General features: G+C 52.0%; 24 protein-coding genes and 2 tRNA genes. 11 read left to right on the plus strand and 15 right to left on the minus strand.

Going from position 1 to position 22,964, the window contains the following annotated elements:
- Window positions 1-15 precede the first annotated feature (15 nt).
- Together GZZ87_RS15250 and GZZ87_RS15255 are read right to left on the minus strand one after the other, a co-directional pair.
- The gene (locus GZZ87_RS15250) at window positions 16-699 is read right to left on the minus strand and encodes an ABC transporter ATP-binding protein (RefSeq protein ID WP_244648183.1); all 684 of its coding nucleotides are present in this window, start codon (window positions 697-699) and stop codon (window positions 16-18) included.
- On the minus strand, window positions 692-1,924 hold the full coding sequence (locus GZZ87_RS15255) for an ABC transporter permease (protein WP_162028131.1): 1,233 nt from the start codon (window positions 1,922-1,924) through the stop codon (window positions 692-694). The genes GZZ87_RS15250 and GZZ87_RS15255 overlap by 8 nt, the downstream gene beginning before the upstream one ends.
- Window positions 1,925-2,484: 560 nt before the next feature.
- Between GZZ87_RS15255 and GZZ87_RS15260 the strand changes: the two genes are divergently transcribed.
- Window positions 2,485-2,561 (plus strand) — tRNA-Met (locus GZZ87_RS15260).
- 145 nt (window positions 2,562-2,706) lie between these two features.
- A tRNA-Glu gene (locus GZZ87_RS15265) sits at window positions 2,707-2,784 on the plus strand.
- 130 nt (window positions 2,785-2,914) lie between these two features.
- On the opposite strand, the gene GZZ87_RS15270 is transcribed toward GZZ87_RS15265, so the two are convergent.
- Genes GZZ87_RS15270 through larC form a run of 3 tightly spaced genes read right to left on the minus strand, consistent with a single transcriptional unit; the run spans window position 2,915 to window position 6,364 of the window.
- On the minus strand, window positions 2,915-4,342 hold the full coding sequence (locus tag GZZ87_RS15270) for an isochorismate synthase (RefSeq protein ID WP_162030256.1): 1,428 nt from the start codon (window positions 4,340-4,342) through the stop codon (window positions 2,915-2,917).
- A gap of 55 nt (window positions 4,343-4,397) precedes the next feature.
- Window positions 4,398-5,147 (minus strand): nickel pincer cofactor biosynthesis protein LarB, encoded by a 750-nt coding sequence (gene larB / locus GZZ87_RS15275; RefSeq protein WP_162028133.1) that lies wholly within the window; start codon window positions 5,145-5,147, stop codon window positions 4,398-4,400.
- Entirely contained in the window at window positions 5,129-6,364 is a 1,236-nt protein-coding gene (gene larC, locus GZZ87_RS15280) for a nickel pincer cofactor biosynthesis protein LarC (protein ID WP_162028134.1), read from the minus strand. The genes larB and larC overlap by 19 nt, the downstream gene beginning before the upstream one ends.
- A 71-nt stretch (window positions 6,365-6,435) precedes the next feature.
- On the opposite strand from larC, the gene larE reads away from it, so the two are divergent.
- Entirely contained in the window at window positions 6,436-7,242 is an 807-nt protein-coding gene (larE, locus tag GZZ87_RS15285) for an ATP-dependent sacrificial sulfur transferase LarE (protein WP_162028135.1), read from the plus strand.
- A gap of 6 nt (window positions 7,243-7,248) precedes the next feature.
- Here larE and GZZ87_RS15290 read toward each other — a convergent pair whose 3' ends face one another.
- A complete protein-coding gene (locus GZZ87_RS15290; protein WP_162028136.1) occupies window positions 7,249-7,431 on the minus strand; it encodes a hypothetical protein in 183 nt (60 codons plus the stop codon).
- Window positions 7,432-7,629: 198 nt separating this feature from the next.
- Between GZZ87_RS15290 and GZZ87_RS15295 the strand changes: the two genes are divergently transcribed.
- Window positions 7,630-9,627, plus strand: coding sequence for an ATP-dependent helicase (locus tag GZZ87_RS15295; protein ID WP_162028137.1), 1,998 nt, complete (start codon window positions 7,630-7,632; stop codon window positions 9,625-9,627).
- A gap of 20 nt (window positions 9,628-9,647) precedes the next feature.
- On the opposite strand, the gene GZZ87_RS15300 is transcribed toward GZZ87_RS15295, so the two are convergent.
- Window positions 9,648-10,139 carry a hypothetical protein gene (locus GZZ87_RS15300; protein WP_162028138.1) on the minus strand — a complete coding sequence of 164 codons (492 nt, stop codon included), beginning with the start codon at window positions 10,137-10,139 and terminating at the stop codon, window positions 9,648-9,650.
- Between the two features lie 179 nt (window positions 10,140-10,318).
- Here GZZ87_RS15300 and GZZ87_RS15305 point away from each other — a divergent pair, with 179 nt between their 5' ends.
- Window positions 10,319-10,801, plus strand: coding sequence for a hypothetical protein (locus tag GZZ87_RS15305; protein ID WP_162028139.1), 483 nt, complete (start codon window positions 10,319-10,321; stop codon window positions 10,799-10,801).
- 10 nt (window positions 10,802-10,811) lie between these two features.
- Here GZZ87_RS15305 and GZZ87_RS15310 read toward each other — a convergent pair whose 3' ends face one another.
- Both GZZ87_RS15310 and GZZ87_RS15315 read right to left on the minus strand, forming a co-directional pair.
- A complete protein-coding gene (locus GZZ87_RS15310; RefSeq protein WP_162028140.1) occupies window positions 10,812-11,726 on the minus strand; it encodes a phosphatidylserine decarboxylase in 915 nt (304 codons plus the stop codon).
- Window positions 11,727-11,730: 4 nt separating this feature from the next.
- Complete coding sequence (locus GZZ87_RS15315) at window positions 11,731-13,092, minus strand: voltage-gated chloride channel family protein (protein WP_162028141.1); 1,362 nt, start codon at window positions 13,090-13,092, stop codon at window positions 11,731-11,733.
- 216 nt (window positions 13,093-13,308) lie between these two features.
- Here GZZ87_RS15315 and GZZ87_RS15320 point away from each other — a divergent pair, with 216 nt between their 5' ends.
- From GZZ87_RS15320 to GZZ87_RS15330, 3 genes are all read left to right on the plus strand, one after another.
- On the plus strand, window positions 13,309-13,470 hold the full coding sequence (locus GZZ87_RS15320) for a small basic protein (protein ID WP_162028142.1): 162 nt from the start codon (window positions 13,309-13,311) through the stop codon (window positions 13,468-13,470).
- Window positions 13,471-13,579: 109 nt separating this feature from the next.
- Window positions 13,580-14,758, plus strand: a complete 1,179-nt coding sequence (locus tag GZZ87_RS15325) for a DUF3592 domain-containing protein (protein WP_162028143.1) — start codon at window positions 13,580-13,582, stop codon at window positions 14,756-14,758.
- Window positions 14,759-14,770: 12 nt separating this feature from the next.
- Window positions 14,771-15,190 carry a hypothetical protein gene (locus tag GZZ87_RS15330; protein WP_162028144.1) on the plus strand — a complete coding sequence of 140 codons (420 nt, stop codon included), beginning with the start codon at window positions 14,771-14,773 and terminating at the stop codon, window positions 15,188-15,190.
- A gap of 50 nt (window positions 15,191-15,240) precedes the next feature.
- Here GZZ87_RS15330 and GZZ87_RS15335 read toward each other — a convergent pair whose 3' ends face one another.
- A complete protein-coding gene (locus GZZ87_RS15335) occupies window positions 15,241-16,017 on the minus strand; it encodes a tyrosine-protein phosphatase (protein ID WP_162028145.1) in 777 nt (258 codons plus the stop codon).
- 149 nt (window positions 16,018-16,166) lie between these two features.
- Between GZZ87_RS15335 and GZZ87_RS15340 the strand changes: the two genes are divergently transcribed.
- Both GZZ87_RS15340 and GZZ87_RS15345 read left to right on the plus strand, forming a co-directional pair.
- Window positions 16,167-16,763 (plus strand): molybdopterin-guanine dinucleotide biosynthesis protein MobB, encoded by a 597-nt coding sequence (locus GZZ87_RS15340; RefSeq protein WP_162028146.1) that lies wholly within the window; start codon window positions 16,167-16,169, stop codon window positions 16,761-16,763.
- Between the two features lie 51 nt (window positions 16,764-16,814).
- Entirely contained in the window at window positions 16,815-18,431 is a 1,617-nt protein-coding gene (locus GZZ87_RS15345; protein WP_244648181.1) for a TrkA C-terminal domain-containing protein, read from the plus strand.
- Window positions 18,432-18,486: 55 nt separating this feature from the next.
- Here GZZ87_RS15345 and GZZ87_RS15350 read toward each other — a convergent pair whose 3' ends face one another.
- The 3 genes from GZZ87_RS15350 to GZZ87_RS15360 form a co-directional block, all read right to left on the minus strand.
- Window positions 18,487-19,554 carry a hypothetical protein gene (locus GZZ87_RS15350; protein ID WP_162028147.1) on the minus strand — a complete coding sequence of 356 codons (1,068 nt, stop codon included), beginning with the start codon at window positions 19,552-19,554 and terminating at the stop codon, window positions 18,487-18,489.
- Window positions 19,555-19,640: 86 nt separating this feature from the next.
- Complete coding sequence (locus GZZ87_RS15355; protein ID WP_162028148.1) at window positions 19,641-20,345, minus strand: hypothetical protein; 705 nt, start codon at window positions 20,343-20,345, stop codon at window positions 19,641-19,643.
- Between the two features lie 19 nt (window positions 20,346-20,364).
- The gene (locus tag GZZ87_RS15360) at window positions 20,365-20,961 is read right to left on the minus strand and encodes a DUF4013 domain-containing protein (protein ID WP_162028149.1); all 597 of its coding nucleotides are present in this window, start codon (window positions 20,959-20,961) and stop codon (window positions 20,365-20,367) included.
- On the opposite strand from GZZ87_RS15360, the gene GZZ87_RS15365 reads away from it, so the two are divergent.
- Window positions 20,945-21,871 carry a polyprenyl synthetase family protein gene (locus GZZ87_RS15365; RefSeq protein ID WP_348534069.1) on the plus strand — a complete coding sequence of 309 codons (927 nt, stop codon included), beginning with the start codon at window positions 20,945-20,947 and terminating at the stop codon, window positions 21,869-21,871. The genes GZZ87_RS15360 and GZZ87_RS15365 overlap by 17 nt on opposite strands.
- Before the next feature lie 145 nt (window positions 21,872-22,016).
- Here GZZ87_RS15365 and GZZ87_RS15370 read toward each other — a convergent pair whose 3' ends face one another.
- Together GZZ87_RS15370 and GZZ87_RS15375 are read right to left on the minus strand one after the other, a co-directional pair.
- Window positions 22,017-22,376 carry an arsenate reductase family protein gene (locus GZZ87_RS15370; RefSeq protein ID WP_162028151.1) on the minus strand — a complete coding sequence of 120 codons (360 nt, stop codon included), beginning with the start codon at window positions 22,374-22,376 and terminating at the stop codon, window positions 22,017-22,019.
- Window positions 22,377-22,418: 42 nt separating this feature from the next.
- Complete coding sequence (locus GZZ87_RS15375; RefSeq protein ID WP_162028152.1) at window positions 22,419-22,916, minus strand: hypothetical protein; 498 nt, start codon at window positions 22,914-22,916, stop codon at window positions 22,419-22,421.
- Window positions 22,917-22,964: the final 48 nt, after the last annotated feature.

The following is a 22,964-nucleotide window of genomic DNA, read 5'->3' on the forward strand; positions in this document are numbered from 1 at the left end:
AATGTTTGAACTGTTCTAACTGAATTGCCCTAAATGCAAGGTCAACTGACGCTGTGTGCGTTGCGCAAATTCCGGATTATGCGTCACCAAGACGAGACTCTTCGCCTCTTCACCTGCCAGCTCAAGCAACAATTCCATCACCGCCAAGCCAGTCGCTTCATCCAAGTTCCCGGTCGGCTCATCCGCTAAGACCAACGGTGGATCATTGATCAAAGCACGCGCCACTGCCACACGCTGACGCTCCCCCCCAGAAAGCTTCGTCGAAGCATGCCGTAAACGATGTCCCATACCCACACGCTTCAATAACGCCTCCGCTCGATCCTTTACCGTGCTATTAATACGCCCGGCAATACGCGCGCCCAGTAATACATTCTCCAGCGCATTCAACTCGGGCGCCAAATAATACGACTGAAAGACAAATCCGATATAACCCGTGCGCTGACCAGCCAACCACGAGAGCGAACGCCCAGACACCTTCTTGCCATCCCAAAACAACTCGCCCTCGTTCGCCGTCTCCAAGCCCGACAACACATTCAACAAAGTGGACTTACCGCTGCCCGACTCACCGCGAATACTCACGCTCTCGCCGCGACGTAGCTCAAAGTCGATTCCGTTCAACACCGAGATCGCACCATCCGGCGAAGGGAAAGACTTACCCAGCTGTTTCGCCTCTAGTATTATATTGTTTGAATTATTCACTACGCAACGCATCAGCAGGTTTTAATCGAGCCGCACGCAGCGCAGGCAACAGCCCCGCCAACGTGGAAATAACAATCGCGAAACAAGTCACGACCACAAAGTCAGACATCAAATAATGCACCGGAATTTCATACACATCATACTGTCCAAGGAAATTAACATGAGAATTCGTCAACGTTGCATAGCCCGCCAAGATCCCTGTTCGATAATGCAAACACAAGATCGCAAGGCCAATTCCCACCACAGTGCCAATCGTGCCGATCACAAATCCCTGAAAGCAGAAACTATAAGCCACCTGATGCGGACGCCCGCCCATTGCCACCAATAGGCCAATCTCACGCGTCTTACGCAGCACCGCCATCATCAACGCAATCGCGATTGAGAACGAAGCCACCAAGATAATAAAGATGATGATAAACGAGATCACCCGCTTCTCTTGCTCGATCACAAATAGGAATTCCCCATTCGCCTCGATCCAACTCACAGCGCGCAAGCCAGGCCGTAGCACGCGCTCCTCCAGCTCTTCCGAAAACTCATCCGCCCTCACACCGGGACGCAACTTCAACACCATCCCGTGCACTCCATCTTCAAGGCCATACAACTCCTGCATCACGCGCAGTGTCGAAATCATGGTGTTCCCATCCACCTGAGGCGAACCGGTGCGGAACAAGCCAATCACCGTAAACTCACGTGGCAATAGCACCTCATCCTCCTTCAAGCGCTCCAACATCAACGGCGTAAACACCTCGACAACCGATCCCGGACGCGCCTTCAAAGTCCGCGCGAGCCCCTCGCCAAGAAAGACCCCATCGTCATCAAACTCTTCTAAATCACCCCAGGTCAGGAATTTTTGTAGCGGGATCACATCTTCCTCCGCAACTGGGTCAATCCCACGGATCATCGGAAATTGCGGACGATTCTCATGCTGGAGCATAATCACACCCTCCGCAAACGGAGCCACCCCCATCACAGTATCCTCCGCCAACAAATCTTCAGTCACTGCCTCCCAGTCGTAGACGACTTCATTCGAGCGAATCCGAATGTCGCCCTGCGTCTCGACCAAGCGCGAGCGAATGCCCTCACCGAAGCCATTCATGACACTTTGCACGATCACCAACACGCAGACACCAAGCATCACGCCCACGATCGACATCAGTGAGAAAAAGGAAAAGAAGCGCCCCGAGGGGAATAGCTGCTTCAAGGCGTGGTATATATACCAAGGCATGCCCTATCTTCTCGTTGATCCAGCGCTCAAGGAAAAGCGTAAAAAGCAGGAATCGAACAAAAGCTTAAACATTCTGCCATAAAACCATGCCCCACACTGCCAAGCCCAACGAAAGTCCGCACAACATCCGCTCTTTGCCATCCAGCCGATGCTTCCATCAGACCGAACCATGACACGCCGACTACCAACTCAACACGAGCGCATGCCGACATTTCGCCCAAATCAGCCTAGAACTAAAAGTTTGAAATAAGGAATTCAAACTTCGGCAACAGGACATGAGGCATCACATACAGTTCGACACTAAGCCATAGCAAGGAGCTGCAAAAGTTCGCATGTCCTTGAAGGCGAAGGCTACATTCCAATTACGATCGCAAGAGCGAAAGAGCTCATCCCCTCCTCCCATGTCATCCTCAAATGACCTCAAAAAAATAAAAAGAACAATTTATGAAAATAGCCCTTTACACGGAGCACACATACACATTTAGTCCGCAACTTCTTCAAACGGCAAGCCGCACGAAGAGAAACGGTTTTCTGCTTCAAATCGTTTTAAATAAATTTATTGCAGGGTGGAGCAGCCCGGTAGCTCGTCAGGCTCATAACCTGAAGGTCACAGGTTCAAATCCTGTCCCTGCACCCATTTAAAAGGCCGATTCACATTCGTGAGTCGGCCTTTTTCATGCTTACAACTAAGCATCTGAGGCAATAAAAAACATTTCCTACAAATATTAAAAAAAGGCTTGCGGGGGATGCAATGAGACGTAGCTTCCGTGACTTCGCATCACGTCCCGTTCGTCTAGCCCGGTCTAGGACACCTGGTTTTCATCCAGGCAACAGGGGTTCGAATCCCCTACGGGATGCCAATTTAAAACCCTCGGTCGCTTCAAGCACTGAGGGTTTTTTAATGCCCACATCAAAATGTAGAAGCGACACTCTTGTCGCTTTTCACCGCTCACCGAGTGGGGTTTCCAATTCCGCTACACCCTAGGGATCCTAGGCAGTCAATGCATCGAGCAAGGCGCGGAGCTTCAATTCCGTCTCGCGCGTCTCCTTCTCCGGCGTGGAGCCTTCTACAATGCCTGCGCCTGCATATAGGCGGGCTGCGTTGCCTTCGATTAACGCCGAGCGTATGCCGACGACCATCTCGCCTTCGTTCAGGTGATTAAACCACCCCACCACTCCAGAATAGAGTCCGCGGTCAATCTGTTCTAAATCATGAATCCTCGGAACCGCATCCTCGCGCGGCGTGCCACCAACAGCTGGCGTCGGATGCATCTCTTGTAATATATCCAACAAGTGCACCTCTTTCCCCACTTCGGCCTCTATCATCGTCCTCAAGTGCTGCACATTCGCCAATTGCAATAATCGCGGCGCATTCTCTGCATGCCCCGAAACTCCAACAGCCTTTAAGCGGCGCAGGATCGAATCGCGGACACAAGCATGCTCATGTAAATCCTTCTCACTCTCTAATAAACCACGGGCAAACTTAGCATCCTCGCCCGCACTCACACCACGCGGAGCCGAGCCTGCAATAGCCTCAGTCAGCAACTGCCCATCTCGAATGCTCAACAAACGTTCTGGCGTGGCGCCGATAAAGCTGCGACCACCGCCACCACCATATGAAAAAGTAAAACATCCCGCAAAGCGTTCACGCAGTCGATTCAGCGCATCCAACGGTTGCCATGACTCACTGCCCTCCAACTTGATGCCGCGAGCCAACACGATTTTCTCGTAAGCGCCCGCCTCAATTTGCTCAAGTGCTTGCGCCACTGCTTGAGGATACACATCTGGCGCCAACTCTGAACGCTCAACCACTGTTGGCGTTGAAGTTGGCTCGGCCTCGACCGTATCCGTGCTATAATCAAAAATCGAAAATTTCTGATACGCCCCCCATACTCGAGCGACCAGCTGATCAATGTTAGCATCAGGATCAATGCGGATATTTGCGACCGCGCCATATTTGCCCTTCGCACGAGAGACCTGCCAACGCGGCAGGAAAATCGTTGCAGGCGCAAAGGCACTCCCCTTTGGCACCGTATCATTAAACGTGAACGCGGTAAAAAAGTGCGGCCCAGTAAACGGCTCACTCAAATCACCGACCACAATGGTGTTCGCCGTGATCTCATCGGCAAACGCCTGCGCCTGCTCAAACCGATCTGCCCCAGAAAAAGTCGCCTCTGCCACAGCTTCCGCCCCAGCCAGAGCTTCCTCAGCAGCCGCACGTTCGACATAAAAGTGCAATTCATCAGGCTCGTAGATCGACTGCAGCACCGCCAAAGGCGCGATATGCTTCACCGCCAATGAAATGCTCGCGATCTGAAAATGGTTCTTCGTCTGCGCCGTTTGCCGGCACCCTTCCAAGAAAACACGTAACGCATCTTTATCGCGCTCGGGTAACATACTGGAAGGAATAATTTGCATCTAAGGGAAGGAAACCATTGCCACTAAAACCGCAACTACGAAGTCAAATGCACCGTTACAACTGGTTAATACGACTAGCCAAGAACCCCGCCCCAAAGCCGTTGTCGATATTGACGACACTCAAGCCACTCGCGCAGGAGTTCAGCATGCCAAGCAACGCGGAGAGCCCGCCGAAACTTGCGCCATAACCGACACTCGTCGGCACAGCAATCACAGGCGCAGAGACTAAGCCGCCAACCACACTCGGTAGCGCGCCCTCCATCCCAGCAACCACGACCACCACACGGCACTCTCGAATCGCATCCATGCTTTCAAGTAGGCGATGAAGGCCCGCCACACCGGCATCGAACACACGCAGCACAGGGTTTCCATAAAACTCGGCGGTGACACAGACCTCCTCTGCGACAGGCAAATCGGACGTGCCTGCACACACGACTGCAATGGTATGCTCGGCAAGCGTCGGAGCCTCGCGCTGCAGCTTCAAAAGTCGCGACACCTCATGGTATTGAGCGCTTGGATACGTTTCAATGACTTGCGCCGCCACGTCAGACTCTAAGCGAGTGACCAAAATATCATTCCCATGCTTTTGCAGGCTGGCCAAAATATCTAGTAGATGCTCAGGCCGTTTGCCTGCGCCATAGACGACTTCCGGCACGCCATTGCGCGAAGCCCGACTGATATCCACACGACTATGGCCGAGATCCTCATAGCCGCGCAACTGCGTCATCGCTTCATCGATATCAACGTCCCCACGGCTCACCGCCTCTAATAATTCACGCATTTCGCTCATAGTGTTTTTTGCCATTCGGTTAAAAGTCGCTGCTGCACCTCCAGCAATGATAGCCCGTGCTGCGCGGCCAGTGCGGCGCAATCGTCATGCTCCAATTTGTCGCGAACGTCGCCATTCGGCAGGGTCGCTCGCTTGACTCGCACGCGCCCCAGTGAACTCTCAAATTCAACCAATTCGCGCGGCAGCTTGGAACGCTCCCACTCGCGCTTACGCAAACCAATACTGCGACTGTGCTTAAAGAACGCGGCCTCGACGGCGTCTAACTCCGCGGAATGAACCAGCGCATGCACCACCACTCCAACACGGTTCTTCTTAAACGTCGCACTCACCTGCCACACATCCAGAGCGCCTGCATCCAACAACTGCTGCGTCAAATACGCGACCGACTCAGTCGTCATATCATCAATATTCGCAACGACCTCCCACACCGAGTCGCGTTGCAATGAGCCATTCCTAGCGACCTGCTCCTCTAATAAAGTCACATAGACGACATTCGACAGGCGCGGGTCTTTACGCTGCCCGATACCACGCGCAACTTGCACCTGAGTGCCGTGCGCCGCGGCCGCAAACTCACAGCCACGCCCCACTAACAAAGCCGCGCCCGTCGGCGTAGTGCATTCAAAATCGCTAGCACCTGCGGTCAATGCGACGCCTTGTAATAACTGACTGGTCGCTGGTGCCGGCACAGGCATACGACCGTGCGCACATTTCACTGTGCCGCCCCCGACTTCCAACGTGCTACACACGATACGCTCCACGTTTAAATAATCCCAACAAATCGCAGCACCCACAATATCGACGATCGAATCAATCGCGCCGACCTCATGAAAGTGCACCTCATCCGCTGATACGCCATGCACTGCGCCTTCCGCCTCTGCCAATACCGTAAAACAGGCTAGCGCATCCCGTTTCACCCGATCATTCAGAGTGCTCGCCTCAATCGCTGAGCGAATCTCCGCAAAGGTGCGATGCGTGTGGGCTTGGTGCCCTGGAGTATGCACATGCGGATGTGCTGCCAAAGAAGTCTCGAACTGAGGAGTTAGTAACACATCGCAGCGCAGGCCACTAATCCCCGCACGCATATCCTGCTCAAAGGACAGTGCCCAACCATCATATGGTAGCTTCGCCAACTCAGCGCGCAAGTAATCTGGACACACACCGAGACCAACCATTGCAGCGAGATTCATATCGCCGCTCAAACCAGCGGGGCATTGATAAAGCAGAGTAGACATGACAAATGACTTAGCAGAGCTTATCGCGATGGCAAGTTGACAGCCACAGTAAGCGCAGCATTTTTAGGCGAATGAAAAAAATGACACGCCTAGAAGAATGGTTCAGCAAGTGCCCGGGAGCCATTGTTGCCTTTTCTGGCGGTGTCGACAGCTCGCTAGTCGCACATCTCGCGAACCATTTCCTCGGCACCGATCGAGCGATCGCCGTCATCTCCGCCAGCCCGAGCCTGAAACTCTCCGAACTCGACGACGCCAAACGCTTCGCGAACGAGAACGGCATCACGCTGCGTATCGTCACCACTCGTGAGATGGAGAACCCTAACTATTTAAGCAATCCATCGAATCGCTGCTACTATTGTAAACACAGCTTGTATGACGAACTCAGCACACTGCCTGAAGTCGCCGCTGGTTGGTGGATTCTAAACGGCACGAACCTTGACGACCTCGGCGATTATCGCCCCGGCCTCGAAGCCGCCAAAGAATACGAAGTGCACTCTCCGCTCGTGGAATGCCAAATCGACAAAACCGCCGTTCGCGAGCTCGCAGAACAGCACACACTTCACTGCTGGAACAAACCTGCCAGCCCGTGCCTGGCCTCTCGTATCCCCTACGGCGAACGCGTTACGGTCGAGAAGCTTCGCCAAATCGAATCCGCCGAAGCACTACTAAGTGACCATGGATTTCCAGTGGCTCGCGTGCGCCATTACAACACCCACGCCCGCATCGAAGTGCCCGTGGAGCAACTCGAACGACTGCATGCACTGCAATCGACCTTAGAAACAGAAATGCGTGTCATCGGCTTTGAACACACAGAATTAGACTCCGAAGGTTTTGTCTCCGGCAAGCTCAACCGCGTGCTCAGCACGCCGTCTGTCTAACAGCAACTAGCGCGAGGCGCGAGTAAAGCGCCAAGCCGCATAGCCCAAAGCACCAACCACGGCTACCACTGGCAGTAATGCCAACAAACCATGCTCTACACCATGCACTGCTGTGCCTGTAGTCGCAGTGTCATGCGCGAACAAGCTGAGGGGTAACAATGCCGTTAGTATCAATATTTTCTGTTTCATATTTTTTAAAAATTTATAGAGCCAACCGTATAGCGAGGACGACTCGATGCAAACTGGATTTGCGAAAACAGCACGAGCTGTGCCGATTTAAAAGATGACACACACTTCGAACTGAATACGTCCCAATTGTCAACGCTCGCTCTAGAAGACAAATTTTATTTTGCGCTTCGCCTCATTATAGAATCTTGATAGCAGGCAATGACCGATTTCTACGACACCGAATCCAGCGCCTTCGCCCCCATCGACTTTGAAGCCGAGCTCAACGACGAACAATACGCCGCCGTCACAGCAGAGCCCGGCCCGGCGCTCGTGCTCGCTGGCGCTGGCTCTGGCAAGACACGCACCCTCACCTATCGTGTCGCCTACCTCCTCCATAAAGGCATCAAACCTTACGAAATTCTGCTGCTCACTTTTACCAATAAGTCTGCGAAGGAAATGTTGGAGCGCGTCGAAGAACTCACAGGAGTCAAGAAACACCAACTCTGGGGCGGCACGTTCCACAGCATCGCACAACGCATCCTCCGCGTGCATGGCGAATCCGTCGGCCTCATGCGCAACTACACCATTCTCGACGAGACCGAGTCAGAAAGCCTGCTGAAAAGCGCGATCAACAAGGTCGACCCGAAATTCATCAAAGGTAAGAACAACCCGAAGCCAAAGGTCGTGCACAATATGATCAGCTATGCGCGCAACACCTGCCGCAGCGTGTTCGACGAAGCCGACGACCACTATCCCTTCCTCGATGGCATGGCGCAAAAAATCGCCGACATCTATAAGGTCTATCACCAGACAAAACTAGAGCAGCAAGTCGTCGATTACGATGATCTGCTCGAATACCTGCTCAAGCTCCTACGCGAACACCCCGAAATCGCCGCCTACTATCAGGAGCGCTTTAAACATATTCTGGTGGACGAATTTCAGGACACGAATCGCCTACAGTCCGAAATCGTCGACATCCTCGGCGTGCATCACCAGATCATGGCCGTGGGCGATGATGCACAATGTATCTACACATGGCGCGGTGCGGACTTTGATAATATCATGCGCTTTACCGAGCGCCACCCCGGTGCGACGGTGCACAAGATCGAGACCAACTACCGCAGCTCGCCGCAAATTCTTGGATTTGCCAACGCTGTGCTCGCCGCACAACCCGCAGGTATGGGCTACGCAAAAGAGCTGCGCCCCGTGCGCCCCGATGGCGAGAAGCCCTACTTCACTCCCGTTATGGATGCACGCGCCCAAGCGAGCTTCATCATCCAGCGCATCGAAGGCCTAATCGATGAAGGCCGCGACCTGTCCGAAGTCGCAGTGCTCTACCGCGCACACTATCAAGCGATGGACCTGCAAATGGAACTCACCCGTCGTGGCATTGACTATCAAATCACCAGCGGCGTGCGTTTCTTTGAGCAAGCCCACATTCGCGATTTTACCGCACAGCTACGCTTCGCCTCCAACCCCGCCGACGTGTCTGCGTTTATGCGCTTCACCTGCCTGTTGCCTAAAATTGGGCCGAAAACCGCGGAGCGCATCCATGCCTTTACTAAGAAATTAGCCGAGAAAGAAGAAAAAGACTTTTGCGAGGTGCTGACCTCCGAGGCCGTGCTGAAGAAAGTGCCGAACGACGCCAAAGAAGAATGGCCGTCCCTCGCGGAGACAATCCGCGAAGTCTCCGCGGCTCAGGCCAATGAAGCGCCTGATGCCATTGTGCAACTCGCCCTCGACGGCTGGTATAGCTCATTCATCCGTGAGATCTACCCGAACTGGACAGAGCGCGCTGACGACCTACAGAGCTTGATCAGCTTCGCCAGTCGCTTCGACACGATGGCAGAGCTACTCTCACAACTCGTGCTACTCGCCTCCGAAAGTAATGAGCGTGATTCCAGCGAAGCGCTCAACTGCTTACGCTTAACAACGATTCACCAAGCCAAAGGTCTCGAATTTCCGATCGTATTCGTGATCGGACTCGCCGACGGCCTGTTCCCGCTCAAGCGCACCATTGACGACGGTGACCTCGAAGAAGAGCGCCGCCTGTTTTACGTCGCAGTGACTCGTGCCATGGAGGAGCTTTACCTCAGCTATCCGATGCTCAACCAACAGGGACAGACAGTGATGCGCCTGAACCCGAGCCGCTTTGTGCAAGAAGTCGACGTCAGTCGCTACGAGACGCTACGCGTGGCACCGCAACGTAGTTGGTAAAGTAGCGTAACACACAAAGACTACTTCTTCGGATTCACTTCGCGGAATGTCGTGACGAAATCGCCCATCATATCGCGCAGTTCTTTTTTGATCACTTCGACTTGCTTCGAACCGGAACTAGAGCTGCCACGGCGGCGCATTTCGAAAACAGTTGCGACAGTCTTTTCACCATTACGATCGATCGTCACAAAATCGCGAACCTTCACGACCAGTTCAAATTCGCCTGAAGCAATACGGCTTGAAGTATCAATCGAAAGCTCGACCAATGGAATATTCACCTCTGGCTGATTCAGCACGTAGGTATTAAGATCCACATCCCCACGTCGAAGCTGGAGCTCCATAATATCATTCAAATCAAGTCGTTCGCTCAATTGAATGTCAGTGGCCATCGAGGTATCCACTGTCATGTAGAGCGAGTAAATACCCTTCAGATGCGAACTATTCGCCTCATTGGCAGCCGCTACAAATTGAACAGAAAGGAGGAACGAGAGAAATAGGCAAATACGGCGCATAATAATTCGAGATGGTTGAGAGAACTAAAGTAGGATTCGATTTAGCAGAAGGTCGAGCATTCCCTAACTTAGTTTCAAGCATTTCTAAAACAATCACAAAAATTGCCAACGTGTCGAATCACGCAACGAGTCGCACGCGACTATTGACAAGCCCTCGCCCCTCACGAATCTACTCAACCATGCGTATTCTCTTTCTCGCCCTGCTCAGCCTCCTATGCATTTCTTGCGCTTCCACAAAGAAGCCAGCAATCACCAGCGTAAATATACTGGATATTAATCCTCGATACATCGAAACTGTAAAATTTAAACGCATCACTGAATACCTAACAGGCAAGGAAAACCGCGGCAATCGTGTGATCATTCGGACTGATAAGACCGACCGAACTGGATACTACTTCGTGCTTATGCTCGACGAGAAAGTGCGTGATCTGCCAGCGGGCACTTACATCGAAGGTGAATTCTACACCCCGAAGACCCTCGACAAGCAAGCATACACCTTTGAACTCCCATCGAAGCTACCGAAGACCAAAGAGATCTTCATCGGTTTAACAGGACAGGACTGGACAAAGAGAAGTGATATCCCTTCAGCCTGGAAATTTACGATCAAAAACTCCAATGGCGAAGTGCTCGCCATGGAAAAGAGCTACCTCTGGAGCTTCTAAACGCAGCGCGTCAAACAACGACACCGCACTGCTCACCCATCTTCGCGTAAACTTCGCGGCCTGCTGCAGCTTGCGCCAGTAAATCGTCATCGAGGCGAATCGCGCCCTTCTTGTAAACCGTGGTCACACACGAGCCACCAAACGAGAAGTAGCCCTTGTCGGCACCCTTCTCGATTTGAGAGTTGGGCTCAAAAGTCGAGTGCATGCCCCCCACGCACGTCGCGCCGACTTCCATCACGACCATCTTGCCGAACGCAGCGGACTCCACCTCAGTAATCATACGGCGATTTTCCCACAGGATCGACAGCTTGCGGCGTAGCGCTAAAGGACTGACCGAGCGCAGACTGCCATCTAAGATACGTGCCGCACCGGCCTGACCGCCGACGGGGAAATGATAACGATGATAGTCCACAGGACATAGGCGTGAAATAAGCATCGAACCGCCTTCAAACTCTGCAGCCAATGCCTGACTACCCAAAAACTTCGCTAAATCAAAGCGCTGCCCTTTAATATAAAAGTTGTCAGCCGCACTGACATTTTCAATTGCCAGATGCCGCCCATCGGCAGGAAACACTGCCACATGCTCGCCAGCCGCGATCGGACGCGCACTCAGCTTTAACTTACGATAGAAAAACTCGTTGAACGAACCATAGCTATCGGCGGGGTCGAGAAAGTCATCTACATCCACGCCATAGTCCTGAATGAACGGAGCCACCTTCTCACGACTCGCAGGCTTATCCATGCGCCAGCCATACCAACGCGAGAACCACAACCGCTTAACCGCCAACTCGACCGTCAGACGCCCCAGCGGATTCCCATACGCCCAGCGCAAGAACGCCTCACCATAGACGGACTCCGTTTCAACCTCACCACTGTGACGATTAAAAAACTCAATCGGCGCCTCAAATAATTCGTTCTGACTCATAGCTTTAATCCACGGGCGGTTTACGGCCGTATTGCCTCTTGTTGGTTTTAATTTCCTTCAACGTCGACTCTTTCGCCTCCGTGGTATGAAACTTCGACACCGCCACACGCTGAGAGGTGTAAATCCCCGTATGCCCGCTAAAATAGTAGGCCGTGAAACAGGCTAAACCGAAGTAGATCGCATTCTCTGCGCCGAACAGTTCGATCCCCATCATCGTGCAGGCCAGCGGCGTATTCGTCGCGCCCGCAAACACTGCGATAAATCCGAGCCCAGCAAATAAATCCACTGGCGCCCCCGAAAGCATCGCGAAGGTATTACCCAATGTCGCTCCGATGAAAAACAACGGCGTCACTTCCCCGCCCTTAAAGCCAAGACTCAACGTGATCGCAGTCAGTAGCAGCTTCCAAAACCAGCTAAAGGTATCAGCGCCCCCCGCCGAGAAAGCCGACATAATACTCACACCACCCTCATTGGGCGAAGTCACACCGAGCCCCAAATAATCCGTCGTGCCCAGCAGCGCGCTAATCCCCAGCACCAACAGCGCGCCAACCACGGGAATCATCCACTTACGCGTAATCCATTGCTGGCTCGTCGCCTTGAGTCGATGCGATAGCTCTGCAAAACCATAACTCGCCAACCCAAAACAAGCACCCGCAATCAGCACCTTCAAAAGCAACACCAAATCAAATGAAATAAAGGGCAAGGCTCCAACCGCCTCCTTCGCTGAATATCCAATATGATAATGCGTGTGAGAAATCGGGAACGAGGTGCAAACGATGTCCGCCACCAAACTCGCGATCAGGCACGGCATCAGCGCGTCATATTTGATCCGGCCGACTGCCAACACCTCCAAGGCGAAAATCGCCCCAGTAACAGGCGTGCCAAACACCGCACCAAACCCAGCAGCCATCCCAGCCATCAATAAGATACGCTTATCCTCATGCTTGAGGCCGAATTTCTTGGCACAATAGTCTGCCACACTGCCGCCCATTTGCACTGCAGTGCCCTCTCGCCCAGCCGATCCACCAAATAAATGAGTAATAACCGTCGTAATCAGCACCAACGGAGCCATACGAAATGGAACCCCTCCCCCTGGCTCATGGATCTCATCCATGATCAGATTATTGCCCGCTTCGGCATTTTTACCATAACGGTTATAGAGCCAATAGATGCCGATACCAGCCAAAGGCAGCAGGCCGATCAGCCACATGTTCGCTTGACGAATGTGCGTTGCAGCCTCCAGTAACCACAAGAAGAACGCCACCATCGCCCCCACAGCCACCGAAACCGGCAATACCAGCAGCGACCAGCGCACTAAGTGGCGTGCGATGCGTAATTGCTCAAATGCTAGTTTTGGAGTATTCATACGGTATAAAATCGCGGCGAAGTATCAATCGCGCACAATCTGATTGGCGTGATTCACGGCATCTGTAAAGCCTCCCCTTACATTTGCCAGATGTTCATGCGTAAAATCAACGATCAGCATCCCAGAAAATACCTGAAATAAAGTGGTATTAGGCCTTGATCTTTCGCTGGTAGCCCCGTTTATTCCTCCGCTTTCACTTTCAACCAAGAGCACACCATGTCACAACACAACAGTTTCAGAGCAACCACCGGCGGCGGTGGTAAGAAAAACAGAACAGTTCTAAAGCGTTTCGAACGCGTAGACCTACTCCGCAAACGCGGCGAGTGGAAAGACGGCGATCGCGTGGTCGGCATCAAAAAGACTAAGCCAGAAGATTAAGCCGTTCAGCTTTTAAATTTTAAGAAGCCCTTCCTTTACTGGAAGGGCTTTTTTGTGTGTATTTCTCAAGGGCAAGCCACTGCCCTAAAATTGAATCACCCCTCCAATTATGAAAATATCCCGCAAGAAGCGCAGTTCCAACGCAAACGGCAAGATGGGCAAAGGCGTCGGCCTATTGTTCGGTTGTGCCTTTTTCGGCATGGGCGCCTTATTCTGCTGGATGATGGGGCTCAGTCCGCTCCTAAAGTCACTGGGCAGCAAAGACTGGGTAGAGGTCAACTGCGTGATCCACTCCAGCGAAGTGGAGAGCCACAGAGGTAGCGATAGCACCACCTACAGTGTTGAAATCAGCTTTGACTACACAGTTAGCGGCCAGCCCTATCAAAGCGACACGTATAACTTTTCAAACGCGAGCTCCAGCGGCCGCGGCGATAAGGCAGAGGTCGTCGCACGCTATCCCGTCGGCTCAGCGCATTCCTGCTGGGTCAACCCCGAAGATCCAAGCGAAGCGGTGCTCTCAAGAGACATACCGGGCAGTGTTTACTTCATCATCCCCTTTAGCTCCGTCTTCATGATCATTGGCGCCTTCTTCCTACTCGGCACCGCTGGATTATTACCTAAGAAATGGGGCTTCAGCTTCAACAGTCGCCATAAACGCGTCACAACCGAGGCCGCCGGCACACAGCAACTCAAATCCAGCTCATCGGGCATCGGCAAAGTCATAGCTGTGACTTTTGCCGCGTGCTTCTGGAATGGTATCGTCAGCGTGTTTCTTTTCCAGCTCATCAAGAGCTACCAAGGAGGACGCCCCGACTGGTTCCTCACCATCTTCCTGATCCCCTTCGTATTAATAGGCATCGGTTTGATCTTTGGAATCTTCCACTCACTGCTAGCGTTGGCCAATCCAAAGATCGAACTCACTCTAAGCGAATCCAGTCCAGCGCTCGGCGACAAGGTGCAACTGGAATGGAGCGCGACCAAGCCACTCACGAAGGTGCGCAACCTGAAGATTGCACTGCAGGGCGAAGAAGCCGCCACCTATCGACGCGGCACGAATTCCGTGACCGATAAATCCACCTTCTATCGCGATCTACTACTCGAACTCGACCAACCTGCAGCTCAACAGCGCGGCACGCTAGAGCTGACGATACCGACCGACAGCATGCATAGCTTCGACAGCAGTAATAATAAAATTGTGTGGCAAATCAGCGTGGACGGGGAAATCCCCAGATTCCCTGACATTAAAAACACGTATCCGATCACTGTTCGCCCCATTCCACTCAGCTAGCCACCCAATACCATGGACGATACCATTTTCATTGATCTAACGACGACTGAACTACAACCAGGTCAGCAGTTTTCCGGCAAAATCCTCTGGGCACTCAAAAAAGCACCACAGACAGTGCGGCTCACACTCGGCTGGTTCACCGAAGGTCGCGGCACCACCGATCACAAGATCGAGGCCGAGCTCAGCTGGACGACCGATGCCACGAGCGGCGAAGAGCCATTTGAGTTTACACTACCTCCGTCTCCCTACTCGTTCGACGGTAAGCTGATATCGCTCAACTGGGAACTCAGTCTGAGCGTCAAGAAAGGCAAAGCCGAGCACCAGCTACCCATCACAGTATCACCACAGGGCAAAGCCGTGGAGCTCTCAGCAGTGGCGAATGACAGCAAGCGCTCGCCGCTGTCGTTTCTGAAACGTAGATCGATTCGCTGATTCGCGGACAGGCAGAAATGTCTGTATCACGTCTAAAACTTGGCCCCCTGCTATCCCAGCAGATTATCACGAATTGCCGAGCGCTGCGGATCACTGCACCTTAGACCTATGCGGAAATAGTCATGCAGACTCCCTGATACCTTACGCGCGGTCTCAAGTATCACATCATAATGGTGTGACTGTAGCGTGAAGGCAGCCTCTAGTTTGCTAAAGTCGATTCCAGGCTTGTCTTGCACCCTTTCGCGAAGCGCGTTCAGTTGGGCGTTATTTTCAGCCTCACGAAATACATTCGAAAGCAGATAATCAGAGCGCGCATCCTCGGAAGCGACGCCGACTGCCAACAAAGTCAAAACAGCAGCAACCCCCGTGCGATCTTTACCATGCGTGCAGTTAAAAAGAAGCGGCAAGTGACTCGGCTCACTCAGGAGCTTAAACAACTCAGCATATTGGCTACGCGCCTCTTCCACAACCAACCGATTGTTGACCGCTAGAATATCGTCAGGCAGCGCGGAACTGTCACCGGTGCGCATCGCCTCCCAGAAGAGCGATGCCAAATTACCAGGATCAATGGGCAAATGAATATAGCGCGTATCTTGCTCCTGCCAAAACGCTTCATCCGCCTTTACTTCAGCAATAGAGCGAAAGTCGACCACAGTGCGAATGCCCAGCGCACGGATGGCATCGCGGTCTGCTTCGGTTAGCTGGTCGAGATTGCCCGAGCGATACAGCTGCCCAAAGCGCGTGTGCTTGCCACCGGCAGCTGCATAGCCGCCAAGATCGCGAAAGTTGGGTTGTGATTCGAGTGGTATATGTCGTGGATTCGCCATCGATCGCTAAAAATGTCTGTGCGAGGGCACAGGTCAACCGTGGATGATCACGAAACAGTTCAACAATCGTTCGAAGCCAAATTAGATTTTCATTTGCCATCCCCTTCCGCTCAAAACAACTTTCATGCCTCGTCCCTCTTTTCCTAAGAATGAAAGCCAGCGCAAATCCCTTTCGTTCCTCAAGCATTGAGAAAATCCGCTACATGCTGGAAGTCGATACACTTGAAGCCCTCGCCGACCGCGCGCTGAGACAAGCGTGCAGTTGCTTGCTCGGGGCAAAAGGCACTGGCAAGACGACACTACTCGAAGACCTGGAACCATTATTACAGCAACGTGGCTACACGACACACTGGTGCCGGCTAAATCTCGACTCCACTCCGCATGAGCGCAGGAAAGTCACCATTCAGCTACAAGATCTAAAGCCGCAGCAGGTCTGCTTGTTTGATGGCGCAGAAGTGCTTAACTTTTGGCAATGGCGGCGCATCTGCCGAACTGCTCGCAGCAATGGATTCACGCTCATCGCTACCCTACATCGTAAACGAGGTGTGCCCATCCTACGACAAACAGAAGTCAATTGGCCACTCGCACATCAATTTGTGCGTCAACTCGCTGGCGATTATTACAGCGACACCCTCTGCAAACACGCAGAAAAAGCCTTTTATTGCAATCACGGTAATATGCGTGAGGTGTTCCGTGCTTGCTACTTAGCTCTAGCTCAAGAGAATCCGCTCGAATTTGAAAAGTGAGCTTGCAACAACCATGACTTATCCTAGACTTTTCTAGTATTAATTTTACTTATGAACATTGAAGCCATCAACCAACTGCTACTCGACCAGCCGCTCATTGCGCTGTTCGCCATTATCGCATCGGGCCTACTTTTTGGGAACATCACCATCAAAGGAATCAACCTCGGCAGTTCTGGAGTTCTGTTTACAGCCCTACTCGCAGGGCATCTAGGCTATAGCATTCCAGGCGGCATCGGCACACTTGGCCTCGTGCTCTTCGTCTATTGTGTAGGCATTGGTGCAGGTGGCCGCTTCTTCGCATCCGTAGCCCGCGAAGGTGCGACACTCGCAAAACTAGCACTCGTCATCGTCGCGACTGGTGGCGCCATCACCTGGGCGGGTGCAGAACTATTAAATTTACCAGCAGACTTAGCTGCAGGCATTTTTGCCGGCGCCCTCACCAGCACCCCTGCTCTCGCTGCTGCAACAGAAGGCCTAAAAGACGGTGCCTCTGGCGTCAGTATCGGCTATGGTATCGCCTACCCCTTTGGCGTCATCGGCGTTGTGCTATTTGTGCAACTCTTACCACGTATTTTAAAGCACGATTTGGAAGCCATCGCAGAAGAGCATGAAGCAGAGGACAATACCGACGACCGCGTCATCACAGTGCTGGTAGAAGTGACCAATAAAAATTTGCTTGGCAAAAAAATCGCCGATGCAGGCATTAATAATCTCAACGCCTGCCAAGTTTCACGAATTCTAAAAGACGATCAACTCGTGCCACTTAGCTACGGGGATGAATTTAGTGAAGGGCAACTCCTCCTTCTAGTCGGCCGCAGCAAAGAGATTGCGATTGCGATCGACTACCTAGGCCAGCGCAGCGACCGCCACGTATTAAAAGACGTCGAAAATGAACGTCAAAATCTGCTCGTCACAGATCGCAAAATGGCGGGTAAATCCATCCGCGATATCGCTCCACTCAAAAAATACGGCGTCGTCATCACTCGCATCACTCGTAACGGCTTAACATTTGTCCCCAACACAGCGACGCTGATCGAAACACATGACAACCTCACCACTGTTGGACGCAGCGAAGATCTCAAAAATTTCGGCAAAGCAGTCGGACACCGTAGCAACGCGATCGACTCCACCGACCTGCTCTCACTTTCCGCCGGGCTGACGCTCGGTATCATCGCGGGCTTGATCCCCATCGGCCTTCCTGGCAGCACGCCACTTACCCTCGGCCTCGCCGGTGGCCCACTCTTGGTCGCGCTGCTACTCGGACATTTCGGTAAGGTAGGGCGGATCGTGGGACACATCCCACGCCCGACTCGCCTATTACTCCAAGACCTCGGATTGGTGTTCTTCCTCGCGAATGCAGGTGTGCGTGGCGGCGTATCACTCGTAGCAACTGTGCAAGAATACGGCATCACACTCTTTGGCTTGGGGATGCTCGTTAGCGTCGTGCCGCTCATCATCGCATGGCCTCTGGCACGTAAGCTCTTCAAACTAGATCCACTTCAATCACTCGGAGGGATTTGTGGCGGTATGACATCGACCCCTGCCCTCGGCGCCATCACAGCGAAGACAGATTCTCAAGTGCCAGTCATCAGCTACGTGTCCGCCTATCCCGTGGCGTTGATCGTCATGATTCTTATCGCCAAGATTCTTATTGAATTGCTGGTCTAGATTGAGCAAAGGCCAATCCAAGGCAACCAAATGCAGCTACGGTAACATCGACGCACTACTTGGGTGCGTCGAGTAGAGCATGCGTCTTTTCATGTAGTCGCTTCGTATCTTCCCAATCGCTGAGATAGCCGGTAAATGCATGGATAAACTCAAACTTACGCTCAGACTGAAGAGTCGTTTCGTAAAGTGCGCCGAGCGACTGAGCGGCATTAAAATACGCTGGGTTCACACGCTCAATACGAATGGCAATAATCTCACGACGAGCCGCAATGACAGCACGCAACGCCTCATCGTCACGATGCACCCAAAGCTCTTTAAGATTCTTTAGTTCACCGCCAGAGGCACGATACGTATCAAACTGAGCCAGTTCTTCTAACCACACCTGAGAAGCATCCATACTATCGTAATGCTCAGGCTCTTCGGTAAGATAATTAGCCATTTGACTCTGCCACCAGGCCTCCAAGGTAATAGGCTGTTGATCTACATCCACTGGCTGTATCAAAGCTTCCATTGTCACAGTGACATCGCGTCCTGCAATGGCTCGATCAAGAAGATCTCCGGTGTCGGTTCGACTCAAGCCACGCTTTCGCAATGCATAAAGCACCCAATAACCATCGCGTGGAGACAGATCACTCTGATGAGCAGTTGCCAAATCAAGACCTAGCAATGCTTCGATCTTCAATACTCCGTCCTCACGCGCCTCTCGTATATATTGCCCCTGCAGTGCAGGACGCAGACTCAAGTAACACTGCGAAGCGAGCCCTGACACCGCCCAATAGCGGATTTTATCGCTAGCATCTGGGCCATAGTTAAAATTCACATAACGCACAATGTAAGCCTCGGCAAAGGCACGACACACCGTTTCTAATGCCAAATCCGCCCCCCATCGAAGGTTCAAGCTCACTTGCCCACGAGCCCCGATTTGAATTTGATAGTCCCCTTCAAACGCAACCCGATCTTCAGGCCGAAGCGCAACGAAAAGCCGCTGCGGAAAACTATGGCTACCAGCCCGAAGGTAACTGGCACACTGCTCAATCACATGTTCGCCCAGAGTATTTGCAAACGAGACAGAGCGTTGATCAGTGCCGACGACTTCACAGTAACGCCCTTCGACAAAAGACAATTTCTCACCACTTTGTGCAACACCAAAATGTGGCAACAAACTTAGCAAAAAACAGCAAAGAATCTGACGGTAGGAACTCGACTTCATTAGCGAAGCTTCAAACGGATCATGTCTTCAACAAGTTCCACTGATTCAACTCTTGTCCACGCTTTCTGGATTGCGATAAACTCTTCGGTCTCAGAATACGCCTGCAACAACGCACCAACAAACCTATCTGCAACACCACCAACCACTGGGATCCCCGCATCATTGACATGCAACGCATCCACTTGGAACTCAACCCACGGACCATCGGAGAAATGCCCCTGAGCCACGACCAACCAATTGTAATCGCTCCCATAAATAGAGACATCAGTTGGTAAGTTAAGAAAAAAGCCAAGATTTGCGTCGATAAAGAAGTTCGGAGCACCAGGGAGAATCACAATATTCGGCGCCTCTTCATCATTAGACGCAGGCTTGGACTGACGAAATTTCGATGCCATCCACGCATTAATCTCACCAGAAGTCAGCTCAACGGTAGTCGCGCTACCACTAAATAACTCATCACGCTTCAATTCCCAACTGCGGCTTCTAGAAACAGGGCCTTCGAAATAGGATGCCTCCAACAAATTCGGCTCTGAAGTCTTTTCTAAATAAGCCTGCAGCTCCTCGACCGATTTATAAGATTTCGGCGACACCGAAGCCAGAAACATAAAGCCTCCAAAGGCACCTAGCAATGCCATCAGAGCACCTAGAAACAGAACCCCACCTAGCGTGGCTTCGCGTTCTTCAACATTTTTATTAGCAGACATAATATAAGAATAATCGGGGTTACTTACCAGACTCGAGAGAACGATAGCACAGGCTTGCTTGAGCAATTAACAAAAGAAAACTAACAAAGAAGGCGAAACCATAAAGTGGCAATGAAAACGCACAAATACCGAGAAAAACTAGCACTGGTATAATAAACTCATGCCCCTTCATACAACTCATCCGGACGATTAAAACCACGTCCAATAAATCTTTAAAATCAGAGCGCATCTGTAAGCGATACAAAGCCACGCTAAACAACACCGATGCAAGCCCAAGAACAGAAGTCACCAAAAGATAAGCCACTGTAACCATCCCAAACGCACATAGCATACGGGACAAAAGCACCACCACTAGCATCGGCAGCAACCAATAAGTCGCCCACGCCACGGCGAACTTCAAGCCATCCGAAAAAAGTCCAGCCCAGTCATCCCACTCCGGTAGGCGAAGCTGCCCACTGCGTCGCACTTGGGCAGCGAATCGATACAAATAACCAAATGCGAAAAAATTCACAATAGGGACGAAAGAAAGCGCACTCCCAATCAACAACTTGAGCCCAAATTTAGGCTGACAGGTCAATTGGGTGAAAACTTCTTCAAATATGGGCTTTTCCTTCATAGCTAGGTTCAGTCAAGGTAGCCGAGTGAATCACGCATTAAAAGAAAAATTGGCCACCTATCAAAAACGAGTGGAACTGGGAATCGAGCAGCTACTACCTGCTGCATCCACGCGCCCCGAGCGACTGCACGCTGCCATGCGCTACTCAATGGAAGCTGGCGGCAAACGTATCCGCCCCGTGCTGGTGATGGCTGCGAGCGAATTATTCCCATCGAATGCCGATCCACTCGCCGCAGCTGTGGCGATCGAGTGCCTACACACCTATACTCTAATTCACGACGACCTACCCTCGATTGACGATAGTGACCTGCGCCGCGGCCGCCCCTCCTGCCACACACAATTTGACGAAGCCACCGCAGTGCTCGCAGGCGACTCGCTCCTCACCTACGCCTTTCAACTTCTGGCGGGGCACTACATCAACCAACCAACCTTAGCAACTGGCCTAATCTATGACCTCTCCACCGCCAGCGGTAGCGAACGCCTGATCGGCGGCCAGCAGGAAGACATCGACAACGAAGGTAAGCCAATCAACACGGAAACACTGCGCTACATTCACGAGAACAAAACCGGCGCCCTGCTCACCGCCGCCCTCACGATGGGGCTACGCTTCTGCGCCCCAAGCGAAGCACAGCTCAAACAAATCGAAGCAGTCGGCTACCATATCGGACTCACCTTTCAGATTGTTGATGACATTTTAGATGCCACCTCGAACCCTGAGGAGCTGGGCAAGCCAGTCGGCAACGATAGCGCAGTCGACAAAAGCACCTACGTCGCTCTGCACGGCATCGACGGCGCGTATTCTGAAGCAAAAAAACATACCGCCGCTGCGATCGAAGCCGCCGAAGCACTCGGTGGCAACAACGCCTTCTTACTAGATTTGATCCGCGACCTTGAACACCGAATCAACTAGAAGCATAGTTCAGGATAGTGCGAGTCGCCTCCTTAGCTGTGATCAGGCGTAACACATGATTGCTGCACTATTTCGCCAGCGCACCCTGCCTAGGCAGGCAGGACGCAAGTCTGCCGGAGGTTGGTAGCAATATCTGCTTCACACACTAGCGTCCAAGCGCCTGCGCCCATTGCGCTTCCTTAAAGCCGACGAGCCCGACACCATTGCCCAGCAAGAACGGACGTTTGACCAAATTACCACGCCCCGCAAGAAGGTCGAGCGCGTCGTCGACCGGCATTCCAGGTAGCTTATCCTTCAAATTCAACTCTCGGTAATCACCTCCAGCAGTGTTAAATAACTTGCGCAACTCATCGGCTTGGTAGCTCAGCATTTGCCGTAATTCTTGGACACTTGGTGGAGTATCTCTGATAGGGATTTCCTCAAAGGAAATACCCTGCTCGTTGAGCCATTTGGTCGCTTTACGACAGGAGCTACAGCTTTTATATGTGAAAACTTTCATCATCACAGTCTGAAGACGATAGTCACTCCAGCGCAAGCCTGAGCCAGACTACAGATCTAAAAAGAGACGTAATTCTGACTTATGACCACCACCAGTAGGAGCCATATCAATCGCAGGGTCATCAAAACTTTTAATTATCCAATCTTGGTCTCGCTTAACTAACTGCACCGCATGCTTCAAGCGCACTTCCTTTTCTCCCCAAAGGGTGTCAAATCCTGGAGGATTGACCCGAGAGACCTGCTCCACAACAAGCGATACGCTATTCTGATCAGCACTTACCTTCCGTGATTTCACGTTATAATAAGTCATTAAAATATCAGAGCCATGAAACAACTCTTCACGCCCAGTTTGAGTTGTAAGTATTTTCGCGGCAAGTTCCCCTGCTGACGCATCTTTTATGACATAGTCATCATTTTTCATAATCGCCTTTGCTAAGCGCTTATAAGCAATAACGTCACCTTCTGTTTGAACCTTCACATACTCAAACAACTGAAAGGCGACGATGCCAAACAAGATCCAGAATAAAAGCTTTTTAGGTTTTAACATAACTATATCTACAATTAATAAAAATTAATGAATCCAGACCCCTTACAA

This window comes from Lentimonas sp. CC4 (genome assembly GCF_902728235.1).
Lineage (GTDB): Bacteria > Verrucomicrobiota > Verrucomicrobiia > Opitutales > Coraliomargaritaceae > Lentimonas.